15 protein-coding genes are annotated in these 16,004 nt (G+C 43.9%); 2 read left to right on the top strand and 13 right to left on the bottom strand.

Annotation, left to right across the window (positions count from 1 at the left end; genetic code table 11):
• Positions 1-29: 29 nt before the first annotated feature.
• From lysA to H580_RS0103030, 7 genes are all read right to left on the bottom strand, one after another.
• The gene (gene lysA / locus H580_RS0103060; RefSeq protein ID WP_028593480.1) at positions 30-1,364 is read right to left on the bottom strand and encodes a diaminopimelate decarboxylase; all 1,335 of its coding nucleotides are present in this window, start codon (positions 1,362-1,364) and stop codon (positions 30-32) included.
• A 113-nt stretch (positions 1,365-1,477) separates the two neighbouring features.
• Positions 1,478-3,130: a spore germination protein gene (locus tag H580_RS23165; protein WP_425414108.1), complete on the bottom strand. Its 1,653-nt coding sequence runs from the start codon at positions 3,128-3,130 to the stop codon at positions 1,478-1,480.
• Positions 3,131-3,440: 310 nt separating this feature from the next.
• A complete protein-coding gene (sigF, locus tag H580_RS0103050) occupies positions 3,441-4,196 on the bottom strand; it encodes an RNA polymerase sporulation sigma factor SigF (protein WP_028593479.1) in 756 nt (251 codons plus the stop codon).
• A 10-nt stretch (positions 4,197-4,206) separates the two neighbouring features.
• Entirely contained in the window at positions 4,207-4,671 is a 465-nt protein-coding gene (gene spoIIAB, locus H580_RS0103045; RefSeq protein ID WP_036604500.1) for an anti-sigma F factor, read from the bottom strand.
• Positions 4,668-5,021 (bottom strand): anti-sigma F factor antagonist, encoded by a 354-nt coding sequence (spoIIAA, locus tag H580_RS0103040; protein WP_028593477.1) that lies wholly within the window; start codon positions 5,019-5,021, stop codon positions 4,668-4,670. Before spoIIAA ends, spoIIAB begins: the two co-directional genes overlap by 4 nt.
• A gap of 85 nt (positions 5,022-5,106) precedes the next feature.
• Positions 5,107-6,372, bottom strand: coding sequence for a D-alanyl-D-alanine carboxypeptidase family protein (locus tag H580_RS0103035; RefSeq protein WP_425414105.1), 1,266 nt, complete (start codon positions 6,370-6,372; stop codon positions 5,107-5,109).
• A 223-nt stretch (positions 6,373-6,595) separates the two neighbouring features.
• Positions 6,596-7,021: a hypothetical protein gene (locus tag H580_RS0103030; protein WP_028593475.1), complete on the bottom strand. Its 426-nt coding sequence runs from the start codon at positions 7,019-7,021 to the stop codon at positions 6,596-6,598.
• Between the two features lie 460 nt (positions 7,022-7,481).
• On the opposite strand from H580_RS0103030, the gene H580_RS0103025 reads away from it, so the two are divergent.
• Positions 7,482-8,750, top strand: a complete 1,269-nt coding sequence (locus H580_RS0103025; RefSeq protein ID WP_028593474.1) for a Glu/Leu/Phe/Val family dehydrogenase — start codon at positions 7,482-7,484, stop codon at positions 8,748-8,750.
• Positions 8,751-8,834: 84 nt separating this feature from the next.
• On the opposite strand, the gene H580_RS0103020 is transcribed toward H580_RS0103025, so the two are convergent.
• From H580_RS0103020 to H580_RS0103000, 5 genes are all read right to left on the bottom strand, one after another.
• Complete coding sequence (locus H580_RS0103020) at positions 8,835-10,163, bottom strand: pyrimidine-nucleoside phosphorylase (RefSeq protein ID WP_028593473.1); 1,329 nt, start codon at positions 10,161-10,163, stop codon at positions 8,835-8,837.
• A gap of 66 nt (positions 10,164-10,229) precedes the next feature.
• Positions 10,230-11,057 (bottom strand): purine-nucleoside phosphorylase, encoded by an 828-nt coding sequence (locus tag H580_RS0103015; RefSeq protein WP_028593472.1) that lies wholly within the window; start codon positions 11,055-11,057, stop codon positions 10,230-10,232.
• Between the two features lie 59 nt (positions 11,058-11,116).
• Positions 11,117-12,295 (bottom strand): phosphopentomutase, encoded by a 1,179-nt coding sequence (deoB, locus tag H580_RS0103010; protein WP_028593471.1) that lies wholly within the window; start codon positions 12,293-12,295, stop codon positions 11,117-11,119.
• Between the two features lie 69 nt (positions 12,296-12,364).
• Complete coding sequence (locus H580_RS0103005; protein ID WP_036604498.1) at positions 12,365-13,294, bottom strand: tyrosine recombinase; 930 nt, start codon at positions 13,292-13,294, stop codon at positions 12,365-12,367.
• A 79-nt stretch (positions 13,295-13,373) separates the two neighbouring features.
• Positions 13,374-13,610: a DUF4227 family protein gene (locus H580_RS0103000; RefSeq protein ID WP_028593469.1), complete on the bottom strand. Its 237-nt coding sequence runs from the start codon at positions 13,608-13,610 to the stop codon at positions 13,374-13,376.
• A gap of 204 nt (positions 13,611-13,814) precedes the next feature.
• On the opposite strand from H580_RS0103000, the gene H580_RS23160 reads away from it, so the two are divergent.
• The gene (locus H580_RS23160) at positions 13,815-15,359 is read left to right on the top strand and encodes a S8 family peptidase (RefSeq protein ID WP_051217203.1); all 1,545 of its coding nucleotides are present in this window, start codon (positions 13,815-13,817) and stop codon (positions 15,357-15,359) included.
• Between the two features lie 122 nt (positions 15,360-15,481).
• On the opposite strand, the gene fur is transcribed toward H580_RS23160, so the two are convergent.
• The gene (gene fur / locus H580_RS0102990) at positions 15,482-15,940 is read right to left on the bottom strand and encodes a ferric iron uptake transcriptional regulator (protein WP_028593468.1); all 459 of its coding nucleotides are present in this window, start codon (positions 15,938-15,940) and stop codon (positions 15,482-15,484) included.
• Between the last annotated feature and the right edge of the window lie 64 nt (positions 15,941-16,004).

Genomic DNA, 16,004 nt, shown 5'->3' with positions numbered 1-16,004 from the left:
TTGGTTAACGACCAGCTCTGAGCTATACATCAAACTTGAACAGCACTCTTCTTCTGAAGACGAGCAGGGATAATATCTTTCCCAACAATATCCTCGTGCGTCTCACGTTCTACAACTACATCTGCTTGACCTTCGTGCGCAAACACAACTGCCGGACGGCGGATACGGTTGTAATTGTTCGCCATTGCATAGTTATACGCACCTGTACATGATACAGCAAGCAAATCATCTTGCTTTACTTTTGGTAAAGAAAGATCCCAGATGAGCATATCTCCACTTTCGCAGCATTTACCAGCGATAGATACTACTTCTTCCACCGCATCATTAGCACGGTTAGCAAGCACTGCTTCGTAGCGAGACTCGTAAAGAGCAGGACGCGGGTTATCTGTCATACCGCCATCAACTGCCACATATTTACGAACACCCGGTATTTCTTTTACAGAACCAACTGTATATAACGTTGTTCCCGCTTCACCAACAATACTACGGCCTGGTTCTACCCAGATCTCAGGCAATGTTGGACCGATACCTGCAAAATGTTGTTTCACACCGTCTGTAATCGCCTTAACATAGTCGGATACAGCCAATGGCGTATCTCCATCCACATAGCGAATACCAAATCCTCCGCCCAAGTTTACCACTTTGAACGTAATGCCTGTCTGCTCTTTAATAGAGCGAGCAAATTGAGCTACGCGCTCTACTGCCATTTGGAAGCCTTGTACTTCAAAGATCTGCGAGCCGATGTGAGAATGAATACCGAGCAAATCAATATGATCCGCATTCTCTGCTTCTTGAACAGCAACCGCAGCCGTACCATTGCCAATATCAAAGCCAAACTTCGAATCTGTCTGGCCTGTCGAAATATATTCATGCGTATGTGCTTCAACACCTGGTGTTACACGAAGCAGCACATTAACGCGAACGCCGCGTTCCTTAGCGATCGCATTCAACAATTGAAGCTCATTGAAGTTGTCCACGACGAAACAACCAATTTGTGCGTCGATAGCCATTTCAATCTCTTCAGGAGTTTTGTTGTTACCATGGAAATGGATGCGTTGTGCTGGGAAACCTGCCTGCAATGCCGTAAACAACTCTCCATCTGAAACGACATCGAGAGACAATCCTTCTTCTTCAGCAAGTCTGCACATCGCCATGACACAAAAAGCCTTACTTGCATAAGCCACTTGGAATGTCAGGCCAGAAGCACGGAATGCTTCCATATACTGACGACAGCGCTCACGAACAAGCGCCTCATCAACTATATAAAGAGGTGTACCGAATTGAGCTTTCAATGCGGTCACATCACAGCCACCAATTGTTAGATGCCCTTCATTACTGATCGTACTCGTTCCATGTAGATACATCGTTTTATTCCCCATTTCTACGCGATTTACTGGTTTTGGTACAATGATTATAGCAACTCTTGGTGTTGTTTACCAATGGACTAAATTATGTTTCATTTGCATTTTATGCGATTTTATTTTTGTGTGTTACGCATTTTCGTACGGTCTTTTGTCTTATTAAAACTAGGTCTATCCTTGTTTTTTAACACAGGTTGGCGAACAAATATGTTGTACATCGCCTTTGCATTAAATGGTATAAACGGCCACAAATAAGACGAGTTATACGAGCGATGTAGCGTTAATACGATAATATATATCGTGATCCCAATAATCAAGCCATGCACCTTGAAGAAGGCCACAGAAACGAGCAAAATCAACCTGACCATCCGATTAGCTAACGCCAACTCATAGCTCGGTGTCGCAAACATTCCCACCGCAGCAAACGCCATATAGAGTATGACTTCATACACGAAAACGCCTGTCTTGACAGCTATTTCCCCTAGCAGTATCGCAGCAACCAAAGTCATCGCTGTCGCTAGTGGCGTTGGCGTATGAATGGAAGCCATCCTCATTAAGTCAACCCCAAACTCCGCAAGAATAAACTGCAGAAGAAGAGGAAGCTTACCTGTCTCTTGTGGACCAAGTATTTGGAGATAAGCTGGCTTCAAGCCTGGTTCCAAAACTAACAGCAACCAAATCGGAAGCAGGAACAATGATGCAAATATACCCAAAAATCTAATCCAGCGCAAGTAGGTACCCATAAACGCCGTCTGGCGATTTTCTTCTGCGTGCTGACAAAGATCAAAAAACGTCGTTGGCATGAGCATAACCGATGGAGAAGTATCCACCAGAATCGCTACACTTCCGTCCAATAGATGATCAGCAACGACATCTGGCCGTTCGGAATAACGAACAAGCGGATATGGGTTCCAACCCTTCTGAATAATCGCCTCCTCCAGCTGTTTATCAGCTAACGGAAGCCCATAGATATCCACTGCCTGTATTTTTTTTCGTATCGACTCCACAAGCCGTATGTCCGCTATATCATCGATATAAAGAATAGACACGTCGGTTTGTGTTCGGCGCCCGACTTGCATAATTTCTACCTTCAGTCCTGGATCACGAACTCTGCGACGTACAAGGGCCACATTTGTAAGCAACGTCTCATTAAATCCATCTCTAGCCCCTCGCACCACTTTTTCCAAAGATGGCTCTTCTGGTCCACGTGCTGGATAATTACGAGTATCTAGCACAATAGAAGTAGATTCCTGCTCTATGTAGAACACACTGTAGCCTTGGAATACTTTATTTATTGTCTGGCTCATCGAAGTCATAAGCTCAACTTGAATATGTGGAATGTACAGGTCAAAAAAAGCTTTAAGCGCGTCAGCACTTATTTGCTTTTTATCCAACATGCTCAACCGCGCCAATATAATATCCATAATATTGTCTTTTGCAAAACCAGATACAAAGAAATAACCGACTTTACGTCCTGCAAATGTCATTTCGCGGAACACAAGATCGAATGATTCGCCTAGTCCAGAGACATCCTTTAACGTTCCTTTGACCTCTTCGATATCAGTCGGAATCTTATCATCGCCTTGCCAATATTGTACCGATTCCTCCAAACTGTTGGAATACTCTTGCTTGCGCTTCCTTGCATGCTCCGGACTCTCCTCTCCAACAGGACTGCCGGCAGTTCGATCTGGAATTTGATTGGATGCATGATGCTCATTCTGATTCGATGCTTGTTCCTGATCACCCTGTTGTCCAGGAGGCTCAGACACTTTTCCATCTTCAGCATGTGATGAAATTTGATTGTCTACGCCTGTATCTTCTTGTTGGTCTGTATCACGTGTATCAGCCACCGTATTCCCTCCTTCTTGCCTTCAATTTCACATTTATCTAGATCAATATCTAGCTGGGACATTCCTTAGTATGGAACAGAAGGAAGAAGTTCATGAATGGATGCTGCAATAATTAAATCGGGCTTCATAAAAAGACAACAGCCGCTCTCCCCATGGAAGGGAGAAGCGGCTGCTAATTATTGTGGATCGTTCAATCGATCGACTATTTGAAACTTGTAAATGGTAACCATTACTGTGCGATTTGCGATTTAATGGTCTGCAATATTTTTTTCTCGAGCCTCGACACTTGTACTTGAGAGATGCCAAGACGACTCGCAACCTCAGATTGCGTCTGATCTCGGAAGTACCTCAAATACACGATGAGTCGTTCCCGCTCATTTAACCCCTCAATCGCCTCGTTAAGAGCCAGCTTATCAAACCATTTCTCTTGTGATTCATCTGCGATCTGGTCCATTAACGTTATCGGGTCGCCATCATTCTCGAATACCGTCTCATGGATAGAGGTCGGTGGCTTGTTCGCCTCCTGAGCAAAAACAACATCTTCCGGCGAAACACCGAGCTCTTCCGCCACTTCCTTTATCGTTGGTAGTCTATTGAACCTCTTGGACAGCTCGTCCTTCGTCTTGCGAACTTTGTTAGCCATTTCTTTGAGGGAACGGCTGACCTTAAGAGTTCCGTCATCACGCAAAAAGCGTTGAATCTCCCCAATGATCATAGGTACAGCATAAGTCGAGAATTTCACATCATAAGATAGATCGAACTTATCCACTGACTTTAACAATCCAATGCATCCGATCTGGAACAAATCTTCAGGCTCATATCCACGGTTCATAAAACGCTGCACGACAGACCATACGAGCCGAATATTACAATTTACCAACGTCTCACGAGCCAGACTATCACCAGATTGGCTGAGCGCAATGAGACGTTTTACTTCTGCATCGTCTAAGTAGCCGGGTGATGATTGTCTCATATCGGCCTCCATTGCCTCAACCCTAGTTATAGAGCGCTTTTTTGGATTCAATCCGCTTTTTCATGCGGATCGTTGTTCCTGCGCCGGGTTCGCTATTCACTTCAAATTCGTCCATAAAATTCTCCATAATCGTAAATCCCATGCCTGAACGTTCCATGTCAGGTTTGGATGTATACAGCGGCTGACGAGCCATTTCCAGGTCTTCGATTCCATTGCCTTCGTCTGAAACGTAAATTGTTACTTCTTCCCCTACGATTTCAGCAGAAATCGTTACCACTCCGCTTGGATTGTTATCGTATCCATGGATGATGGAATTCGTAACCGCTTCAGAGATTACCGTTTTCAAATCTGTTAACTCGTCCATTGTAGGATCCAACTGAGATACAAATGCCGCAACCGTAACTCGGGCAAACGCTTCATTTTCAGACCGGCTCGCAAATTGCAGTTTCATATGATTCGTTTGATTCTTGTTAGATAGATCATTCATGATACGACCTCCAAACCAGTAAGTGCGGTGTGCTCACTATCATAAACGTTCATAATCTTAAACAAGCCAGACAGTTCAAACAGTCGGCGAACGGCAGGGTTCATATCGCAAACAACCATTTTTCCACCTTTACCTTTAAGCAACTTGTAGCGTCCTAATATGACTCCAAGTCCGGAACTATCCATAAAGGAAAGCTCTTTCAAACTAAGTACAACATGGTTGATCTGACCACGTTGAATCGCTTCGTCCAATTGAACACGCACCAACTCTGCAGTATGATGATCCAATTCTCCTTTTAAGCGAGTAATTAGAACATTACGTTGATGCTCAAGCTCTACATGAAAATTCATACTTTCACTCTCCTCCCACATTGCCGAACCTTTTCGTTGCCGAAACCTCTAATTCCTGCCCAGTGACAAAACTAGAACTTCCCCATCAATCATTGACAAAAAACAACTTAGAAGTCGCCCGTTTGAGCAGGGTCCACCAGCCAGCTTTCGCAATATCGCGGTCTGATTCGACAGGAATTTCACGAATGACTTGTTCCCCCTGATAGACGACAATTTTCCCTATTGATTGTCCTTTAGCAATTGGAGCAGATAAAGATTCTGGTGCAGACAATTCGAAGCGAACTTTATCTTTGCTGGCTCCTTTTTTAAGAAGAAGATGATAAGGCTGCTCTGCCTTCAATTCCAGCTTGGATTGCATGCCCTTCTCAATTTGAACTTCTCCGATCCGATCCCCTTTTTTAAGAAGAGGGACATTCATATATTGAGCAAATGCATAATCGAACATTTGTGTCACTTCTGCATTTCTTGTTTTCGTATTCGGCTCACCTAGCACGACCGCAACAACACGTAAGTTATCCCGCTTCGCGGTTGCAGACAAGCAATATTTAGCTTCTGATGTGTAACCTGTCTTCAATCCGTCAGCACCGCTGTAGAACCGAACAAGCTTGTTCGTATTGACAAGCCAAAACTTCTTTTCTGTATGCTGCCGCAAGTAATCCTCGTAGGCTCCTGTAAACTTCGTTACTTCAGGATATTTCAGCAGCTCACGAGACATAATCGCAATATCATGTGCTGACGTATAGTGATTGTTAGCCGGTAGACCATTGCAATTTACGAAGTTAGTATTGTTCATCCCTAGCTTCTTAGCCTTCTCGTTCATGAGCTGTACAAAAGCTTGTTCAGAACCTGCTATTTTCTCAGCGATTGCTACCGAAGCATCATTTCCAGAAGCCATTGCGATTCCTTTGAGCATATCGCGTACGCTCATTTCTTCACCAGGCTCCAAAAAGATTTGGGATCCACCCATAGAAGCGGCATATTCACTCGTCGATACTTTATCGTCCCATTTTATTTTTCCGTCCTGTATAGCTTCCATCGCAAGCAGCATCGTCATTATCTTTGTAATGCTTGCAGGAGGCAGGCGATCATTGCTGTTTTTTTCATAAATGATAGTTCCCGTATCTGCATCCATAAGCACTGCAGAACGAGCACTTGATGCAAGCTGTACCGTATCTGTACTTGTTGTTGAAACTTCCGTAACTGCGCTTGTGTCTGCTGATTGATTCGTACTTGTATTCGTAGTGTCAGGCGGCAGATCAAGTCCGTACACTGCTGAAAATCCTGTCAGCATCAAGGCCCCACACAATGTGATACAGACAAAGAGCTGCATCGTTCGGCTTTTACGACTCAAGTCGTTCCCTCCTCATTGATTGTATTCACTCTTAACTCTCTGAAAATGCATAAGATTACGTATATTCACATTCTCACAAAGCGAACGCCTGTCGTTCATAGCAATCACGCATGCATAAGAGAAAAGAATGCCTTTTCACATTGTCGACCTCTTGCACCTAAAATATTCCACACACAAAAAAAAGCACAGTACGCATAACGCGCAACTGTGCTTTCCTTCCTAGTTATCTAGTTCTAGACGATTTGTTTTTGCGAATAACACGAGTAAACTCCGAGTTGAGTACACGATGTGTAGGATTCAAGTTGCCTCCCGCTGTTTTACCAAAAACACCTAGAAGTGCACTGCGTCCCGTAATTTTGATTTCTACCTCAAACTGCAAAACGCTGCGGTTCAAGTTGACAGAAAGGAAATCAGACGTGCCTGGAGATAAAGTGACCGAATCTCTCGTAATACACTTTTTCTTACCATTCAACTTAAACACAGCTACTTCTGCTTTAACTTGGCCAGTTCCGTTATTCAGTACTTTTGCAATGACAGTGGCAGAACGGTTATTCGCTGCATTTTCTAGTGGACCTGTAGAAAATGTTCTAGTGGTAGAGGTATTAGTAGTAGTAGCTCCTGCAGTCTCACTATTACTGCTGAATCCCATACAAACAACTCCTTTTTGTTTTATCCCTTTATAAGATGCAGCTTTACAGTCTTTTGAAAGGTACATTCGTCGAAAGGTACATTTACCTTACTAGATATGCACAGTTACAAGGGGGGATTTAACGATTTTTAAGAGAGTGACAGATAATGACACAGTAACTTCGTTATGCATAATTATACATGCACTGTATTGTGATGAAGCGTTTTCTTCACATAAAATCAGGCGATATCATTCCCACGAACATCTAATAAAACATTGAAAAATAAAGGTCTATAAAGATTTCTTTTGTGCTCATATAAAAAATTTCATTCACATAACTAGCCAGTTTATAAGTTGACCGACCGCATATTTATGATAAAATACAAGAAAATATTTAGATAGTGCAAACGGAAGGACCTAATTTCAGGTATCCTTTCAAAAAACTTACACCACTGAAAAATAAACAATTTGGAGGAGAACCATGGCTATTACATCAACAGCAGTTAAGCAAGAGACACTGAATCCTTATGAGATTGTACAGAGGCAGATCGAAATTGCAGCATCTCACTTGAATCTACCTCAGCAGGAAATCGAATTTCTTAAACGTCCTATGCGCGTGCTCACTGTCAACTTTGCAGTTAAGATGGATGATGGTTCTGTAAAAGTTTTCGAAGGGTATCGTTCGCAGCACAATGATGCAATTGGTCCAACAAAAGGCGGCATTCGTTTTCATCCAGATGTAACTCTTGATGAAGTAAAAGCTTTGTCGATGTGGATGAGCTTCAAATGTGGTGTTGTTAGCTTGCCATACGGTGGTGGTAAAGGCGGTGTCATCTGTAACCCTACTGAGATGAGCAAAGGTGAACTAGAGCGTGTCAGCCGAGGATTTATGGAAGCCATCGCTGACTTCGTAGGCCCTGACAAAGATATTCCTGCTCCAGATGTTTATACGAATGCTCAAGTTATGGCATGGATGGTGGATACGTACAGCAAGAAGAAAGGTTCCTTCCAACCTGGCGTCATTACAGGTAAACCGATTATTCTTGGTGGATCAAAAGGGCGTAATGAAGCTACGGCTCGCGGCTGCGTATTTACGATTCTCGAAGCTCTTGAAGAATTGGGCAAGAAGCCTAACGAGGCAACTGTCGCTATTCAAGGCTACGGCAATGCAGGGCGTATCGCTGCAGAATTGTTAACTGAGCTTGGATTTACGATTGTAGCAGTTAGCGACTCTAAGGGTGCTATTTACAATCAGAACGGTCTAGACTTAGAAGCAGTTAATGCGTGTAAAGACGCAGGATCATTGGCTAATTACGATAAAAAGTATCAAATCAGTGCCGACAGCATTTTGGAGCTTGATGTAGATGTACTTATCCCTGCTGCTTTGGAGAACGTAATTACATCTGTGAATGCTGATAAAGTTAAAGCTAAAATTGTCGCTGAAGCAGCAAACGGGCCTACAACACCAGAAGCAGATAAAATTTTGAGTGATAAGGGAGTCTTAGTCATTCCAGATATCCTTGCAAATGCGGGTGGCGTAACTGTTTCCTACTTTGAGTGGGTACAAAACTTAATGAGCTTCTATTGGAGCGAAGAAGAAGTGAATGAGAAACTTCAAGTGAAAATGGTAGAAGCTTACCGCGAAGTTCGTTTCTTAGCTAAAGAGCATCAAACTGATCTTCGTACAGCTGCGTTTATGATCTCGATCAAGCGTATCGCTGAAGCAATGCGCATTCGTGGTTGGGTATAATAAATAGAACAAAATAAGAAAGCTGCTTGTCCCTTGAAGGAACAAGCAGCTTTCTCTGTTACCTATATTTAATATAAAAATGGATTACACAAAACGTTGTACGCCGTCCTTCGTTACGATGGCATACACAAGCGGTTTCTCCGCAACTGGCTCAGCAGATAGCTGATACGCTTGAATAATGCGCTGTTTAGACTCTTCCACACGTGATTCATCATTCACATGTAGAATCGCAAGCACATCACCTTTTTTCACTTCATCTGCTACTTTTTTACGTAGGTCAAGCCCTACAGCCAAGTCAATGACACTTTCCTTTGTCTCACGTCCGGCACCTAGAAGCATAGCTGCAATGCCAATGCTCTCTGCTTCAATGCTGGAGACGTAACCATCATTCTCAGCAAGCACTTCTATACGTTTAGCTGCATGCGGAAGCTTAGCTGTATCTTCAACCATAGCTACATCGCCGCCTTGCGCTTCAACAAGCTGCTTCAAACGATCGAATGCAGAACCATCTGCAATTGTTTTCTCAAGAATTTCACGAGCCTCTTCTGTAGTGGATGCTTGCTTGCCAAGCACAACCATATGAGAACCTAGAATCATAGACAATTCATGAAGATCTTCAGGGCCTTTGCCATGCAGTGTCGCAATTGCCTCCTCTACTTCAAGACCGTTACCAATCAGATGTCCTAGCGGTTGATCCATATCAGAAATAATTGCTACTGTATCGCGGCCAACTTCTGTTCCGATATCCACCATCGCTTGTGCGAGCGCAATGGAATCGTCAAGCGTCTTCATAAATGCACCGCTGCCTGTCTTAACATCAAGCACGATCGCATCTGCACCCGCTGCAATCTTCTTACTCATAACAGAGCTTGCGATAAGCGGGATTGATTCCACTGTTGCTGTTACGTCACGCAAAGCATAGAGCTTCTTGTCAGCCGGTGTGATGTTACCACTTTGTCCGATCAGCGATACGCCGATATCATTTACTTGGTTAATAAATGTTTCGCGCGGAAGCTCAACTTGGTAACCTGCAATCGCTTCCAACTTATCTATAGTACCACCTGTATGTCCAAGCCCGCGCCCTGACATTTTCGCTACAGGAACCCCTGCTGCTGCGACCATCGGCGCAAGAATTAACGTTGTTTTGTCGCCTACACCGCCAGTGGAGTGCTTGTCTACTTTGACACCAGCAATTGGGCTCAAATCAATTTGATCGCCAGACTTCGCCATTTCCAAAGTTAATTGCGCTGTTTCTTTTGCGCTCATCCCTTGGAAGTAGATAGCCATAGCCCAAGCAGCTACTTGATAGTCAGGTACATTTCCTTCACTATATCCACGAACCATAAATGTGATTTCTTCTGGTGTAAGTTCCTTACCTTCACGCTTTTTCTGAATGATGTCAACTGCTCTCATGTTAACTCCTCCTACCTGAAGTCATTCTTGTTGTTCAATTGTATTACTTGTATAGTAACCTGACAATTACATTGCAGGTATGATATCCAGCACAAGTCCCAGGAATTGTTCTTTAACCTGTTCTGCCGTTTCCATAACCTCTTCATGAGAAAGTGGTTGATCTAGGATTCCAGCGGCCATATTACTAATACAAGATATCCCCAGCACTTCAAGTCCAGCATGCCTTGCTACGATAACCTCCGAAACCGTCGACATGCCTACCGCATCTGCGCCCAGTGTACGCAGCATACGGATTTCCGCAGGCGTCTCATAGTTAGGTCCTAACAGACCAACATAGACACCTTCCTGAAACGTAAAGGAGTGACGTGCTGCAACTTCTTTGGCAACAGCGCGCAAGCGCTTACTATAAGCTTCCGACATGTCGGGAAAACGAACGCCAAATTGCTCATCATTTGGGCCGATGAGCGGGTTGCGCGCAGTCAGGTTCAAATGATCGCTTATAAGCATTAAATCCCCTGCGTGATAGGCAGTATTAATGCCCCCTGCCGCATTCGTTACGAGCAGTTGCTTAACGCCAACCGCTTTCATAACACGTACAGGAAATGCGGTAAGCTCGGGACCATATCCTTCATAGATGTGAAAGCGACCTTTCATCAACATGACGGTTCGTCCACGAATCGTACCAATAAGTAGCTCACCAGCATGGCCTTCTACCGTTGACTTTGGAAAATGCGGGATATCATCATATGCAATAGTAGTTGGGTTCTCAACTAAACTACTGAGAACCCCCAACCCTGACCCAAGAATCAAACCAATCTCAGGTTGATGAGAAGAACGACTCTGAATATAAGCCGCAGCTTCCTGCACTTGATTATACGTTGTTACTGTACTCATTACTTACATCCTCCTTAATATGTATTAAGGAGCTAGATGCAATCTCATGATGTATATTCTTATAGCTCCGACAAGAAGCTTGTCCCAATCTCTGGAAGCTTCGCTCCAAAGTTATCAGCTACTGTAGCACCCAAGTCTGCGAATGTCGCACGAATTCCGAGGGAGCGACCTGGTTCAATAGACGGGCTGTATACCAACAAAGGCACATATTCACGTGTATGATCCGTACCTGGATGGATCGGGTCATTACCATGGTCTGCTGTAATGATAAGCAAATCTTCAGGACCTGTCATTTCCAACAATTTTGGAACTGCAGCATCGAATTCTTCCAACGCTCCTGCATATCCTTCTGGATCACGACGATGTCCGAACAAGGAATCAAAGTCTACCAAGTTTGTGAACAACAAACCTTCGAAAGATTGTCCCATCAAATCAATTGTCGTTTCGATACCGTGTGCATTGCTCTTCGTTGGATAAGAAGCAGTAATGCCTTCACCACTGAAAATATCGTTAATTTTGCCCACAGAAATAACATCTTTGCCAACATCCTTAAGCGCATTCAATACCGTCGGTGATGGCGGAGATACCGCATAGTCATGACGGTTAGGCGTGCGCTTGAAGTTGCCTGGAGTTCCGACATATGGTCTTGCAATAACGCGACCTACCATGAACTCTTCTTGCAATGTCAACTCACGAGCAATTTCACACGCACGGTACAACTCGTCCAACGGAATAATTTCTTCGTGAGCTGCAAGCTGGAATACACTATCAGCAGAGGTGTAAACAATCCAGCTTCCTGTCTTCATTTGCTCTTCGCCATATTGATCCAATACTTCCGTACCAGAAGCAGGCTTGTTGCAAAGCACCTTGCGACCTGTTTTTTCTTCAAATTGACGAAGCAACTCTTCTGGGAATCCATCTGGATAAGTTTGGAATGGGGTTGTAATGTTAAGACCCATCAACTCCCAGTGACCTGTCATTGTATCTTTACCTACTGAAATTTCAGCCATTTTGCCATATACTCCTGTTGGAGCATCTACAGGCTTCAATGTGCCTAAGTCTGCAATAGAACCCAAGCCAAGTTGATTCATATGTGGGATCTTAACAGCTGGGACACGCTCAATAATATGACCTAGTGTATGCGAGCCTTTATCGCCAAAAGATTCAGCATCAGGAAGCTCACCAATACCGACACTATCCAACACGATAACGGTTACTTTTTTGAATTTGCGTGACATCGTACCACTCCTCTTTGTCTCTTTGCTATTGTGCTTAGGGCACGTCATGCTCATACGCAATATAGCAGCTTACTTATTTTTCTTAGCTCTTGGATGAGCAGATGAATATACTTCCTTCATATTCGGCTTCTCGGGAATCGACGCGTAACGTTGGGTCGTTGCCGCATCCGCATGGCCAAGTAGTTCCTGCACAACACGAATATCTGCCCCATTGTTCAACAAATGAACAGCAAAAGTCTGACGAAGCATTTGCAAAGTCAGCTCAGGCATATCTGGTATTTGTGCTGCATACGTACGAAGACGCTTCCAGAACCCTTGTCGAGTCATACGCTGCCCATGACGATTTAGAAATAGAGCTTGTCCATCTTGCGTCTGATCTCCAGATGATTGGGACTGCAAGCCTTCTCTACTCTTCTCTAAATAAAGTCGAATCGCTTCAATGGCTACTTCCCCAAGTGGTACAATTCGCTCCTTGCGATTCATCACACAACGAACAAATCCCAATTGTAAATTGACATCCGTTATGTTCAGATCAAGCAGCTCAGATACACGTGCACCCGTTCCATAAAGCGTTTCCAGCATGGCACGATCTCGAATTCCTTGCGGTGTATGCAGCGAAGGCGCTTCCAATAGCCTGCCAACTTGCTCAACTGACAGCACCGTCAACTGCTTGGGGTCGCTTTTAGGAACTTCAAGATCCATGGTTGGATCTTTGCTAACTTCCCCTTCCCGAATCAAATAACGATAGAAGGCACGAAGAGCGGCCACATGCCTCGTAATCGTCGATGCAGCCCGTCCTTGCCTTCTTAGCCAATTTACATAATGAAATAAATGTACAGGAAGCACTTCATTTGCCTGCTCAATACCTTCAGCTGACAAGTGACGAACAAAAGATTGAATATCCCGCTCGTATGCATCTTTCGTATGAGGGGATAGTTGACGTTCATCGGTTAGATACTGCATATATTGCGCCATTTGTCGTTCCAACGTCGTCTTCATGTTCGTCAATCTCCTTCTCTTACACTTTAACACCATTTATGAACGACTTCCACCACAAAGAATACAATATTAACTGCCGTTATTCTCCAAGCCAGTAATACAACTTCAAACGTTCACGAAATTGTTCCGGCTCCAATTCAAGTTCCACATTAGGATGGAATACTTTTACTGCACGACCTTGCGGTTCACGGTATTTATTCACCGGAGCTATCCAGGCCGAAACAACACCAAGTAATTGAACCACTACATAGGTGGCTAAGAAAAAAATAACAATAAATCGTAAGCGCTGCATTACAGATCGAATCGATACAATCAACGTCTACACACCTTTCCATAACGGAATGACAAACTCCGAAAAACGATAGTCTGGAAGCTGTTCCGCTCTATCATAATCAACGTATGTCCACGTTAGGGAGGTTATACCCCGATGCGCATGAATTGTGTATGTAAACAGGCTCACCGGAATCGATGGCTGCTCATAAAATAGGAGACCAGACAGCATCGTGAGAGGAGCAACGTCATGCGATCGTTATCCGCTTATATGAAGGCCCATATTCATTCCCAGCCTCATAAATACAGTGTTCGTAAAATGATTGTGTGCCGCAATCGTGAAGCTTATGAAAATTGGCTACATGAGCTTCATAAACAGGGCATTAATCCCCTGAAGCAAATCCCTTCTGCTCTCACCATATGTTGTCATATGAATCCCGATAAGGAGCTCCATACATCAAGTTACCATCCAAGCATCCGAAAGGTAGAAACGGATAAGCAAGTTCGCATTCATCGTTGGTCAAAAGGAGGGGTACGTTCATATACCTCTTCACCTGACAACTATTCGCCTACCTTCACTTCTAAGTCAATGAAGGAGGTCAAAGTCAGGCTCCCGCAAATTCCTTGGAATATTCACGCTGTTGAAGCCCCAAAAGTGTGGAAACAGACAAAAGGAGAAGGCATCAAGATTGCAATCATTGACACAGGTGTAACAGAACACCCTAACTTAAAAATTGCTGGCGGCATAAATATGATTAATCGACTTGAGTCCTATGAGGATGACAATGGTCACGGAACTCATGTGGCAGGCATCGCTGCAGCAATCGGACATCAAAAAATGCCTTTTGGCGTAGCCCCGAATATTCAACTGTATGGCATCAAAGCCCTTGATAATACGGGAACGGGCTATGTATCCGACATTGTGGATGCGATCGAATGGTGTATTCAACAACGAATTCATATTGTTAATATGAGTCTTGGGTTGGATGATCCTAGTGACGTTCTTCGGCGTGCAATTATTAAAGCTCACCAAAGAGGAATTATTGTCGTTGCTTCTGCCGGAAACGATGGTCCAGATACGCTATCGGTAGATGAGCCAGCGAAATATCCAGAAACGATCGCTGTAGCTGCTATGAACGCTAAGTATGAAGTTGCTTCTTTCAGCAGCAGAGGTAAGGAAGTAGATATCATTGCTCCAGGAGAGCTTATCGTTTCGACGAACCATAAAAATGGCTTTGCTATCGAATCTGGCACTTCTATGGCTGCTCCACACGTTGCTGGCGCAGTTGCGCTGCTATTGTCATTACATGGCGCTCTAAGCCCTGATGAAGTGCGAAGATTGTTAATGAACACAGCAGATCCCCTAAAAAATACGAATGAACGCTCTCAAGGAAGCGGTCTGATCCAAACGCTGAAAGCAATTCAAGCAGTTCCTCAATTTGCAGCAGCTAGTAGACGTACGATATCTCGAAGATCAAGAACTGCCTATAAGCTCCAGCCTACACACTTAAAAAAAGGGAGCCCAAAACCTATTTCCTCACGCCCTCTCTTCGGAATTGCTTTGTCCAAAAGGTTGAAAACCAATGCTCGATCCAGTAGAAATGTAATTGCAAAAAACAACCCAAACGTTCAAACAAAAAGAGAAAAAAAAGTAAAAAACCAGGCACGTTCATACCGTCTAAGCACGAGTACAAAAAGTAATACTCCACTAGTACGGAAGCAACATGGTTTCTCCTCTCCCATGAAAACCCCCATAAAACGTCAATCGGCTCGTAAACTGCATTATCGCAAATGATTATGGGCTTTCAACGTAAAAGGGCTGCCCTAGTCATTATACATGACTTGTCGGACAGCCCCTTGCTTATATGCGGATGTAATTGTTGTGTAACAGCAGTTGCATATTCTAATTAACATGAACTACTGTTCTTGCTTGGATTCCTTCTCCTGGCATTTATTACAAATACCTTGGAAATCCAAACGATGATCGAGTACATGGAAATTGTATTCTTGTGCTAACCGCTCTTCCAACGGTCCCAGCCAGTCATCCAAAATTTCTTGCATCGTACCGCACTGCACGCAGATTAAGTGATGGTGATGATGTTTGCTGTTGTCGCCGCGCAAATCGTAGCGAGCAACTCCATCTCCAAAGTTCAACTTCTGTACCACATGCAATTCACTAAGAAGCTCTAACGTACGGTAAACGGTGGCAAGACCGATTTCGGGAGCTTTCTCCTTGACAAGCATGAAGACATCCTCTGCACTTAGATGGTCCTCTTCATTCTCCAGCAGCACGCGCACAGTCGCTTCACGCTGCGGTGTCAGCTTATATCCTTGGGATTGCAGTTGTTGTTTAATTGTATCAATCCGCGACTCCATGGTCTCCCCCCTTGCCGCCTATCCGCAATTCAATTCACTTCTATTATTATAGGGGGACTATCTA

It is taken from the genome of Paenibacillus assamensis DSM 18201, assembly GCF_000422445.1.
GTDB lineage: Bacteria > Bacillota > Bacilli > Paenibacillales > Paenibacillaceae > Paenibacillus_B > Paenibacillus_B assamensis.
The sequence above is the reverse complement of the archived record's forward strand: the minus strand, read 5'-3'. Positions and strand labels throughout refer to the sequence as shown.

Excerpts from the sequence above, each read along its gene's own strand:
- lysA (WP_028593480.1), bottom strand. The coding sequence starts at position 1,364 with ATGTATCTACATGGAACGAGTACGATCAGTAATGAAGGGCATCTAACA.
- sigF (WP_028593479.1), bottom strand. The coding sequence starts at position 4,196 with ATGGAGGCCGATATGAGACAATCATCACCCGGCTACTTAGACGATGCA.
- spoIIAB (WP_036604500.1), bottom strand. The coding sequence starts at position 4,671 with ATGAATGATCTATCTAACAAGAATCAAACGAATCATATGAAACTGCAA.
- spoIIAA (WP_028593477.1), bottom strand. The coding sequence starts at position 5,021 with ATGAATTTTCATGTAGAGCTTGAGCATCAACGTAATGTTCTAATTACT.
- H580_RS0103030 (WP_028593475.1), bottom strand. The coding sequence starts at position 7,021 with ATGGGATTCAGCAGTAATAGTGAGACTGCAGGAGCTACTACTACTAAT.
- H580_RS0103025 (WP_028593474.1), top strand. The coding sequence starts at position 7,482 with ATGGCTATTACATCAACAGCAGTTAAGCAAGAGACACTGAATCCTTAT.
- H580_RS0103020 (WP_028593473.1), bottom strand. The coding sequence starts at position 10,163 with ATGAGAGCAGTTGACATCATTCAGAAAAAGCGTGAAGGTAAGGAACTT.
- H580_RS0103015 (WP_028593472.1), bottom strand. The coding sequence starts at position 11,057 with ATGAGTACAGTAACAACGTATAATCAAGTGCAGGAAGCTGCGGCTTAT.
- deoB (WP_028593471.1), bottom strand. The coding sequence starts at position 12,295 with ATGTCACGCAAATTCAAAAAAGTAACCGTTATCGTGTTGGATAGTGTC.
- H580_RS0103005 (WP_036604498.1), bottom strand. The coding sequence starts at position 13,294 with ATGAAGACGACGTTGGAACGACAAATGGCGCAATATATGCAGTATCTA.
- H580_RS23160 (WP_051217203.1), top strand. The coding sequence starts at position 13,815 with ATGCGATCGTTATCCGCTTATATGAAGGCCCATATTCATTCCCAGCCT.
- fur (WP_028593468.1), bottom strand. The coding sequence starts at position 15,940 with ATGGAGTCGCGGATTGATACAATTAAACAACAACTGCAATCCCAAGGA.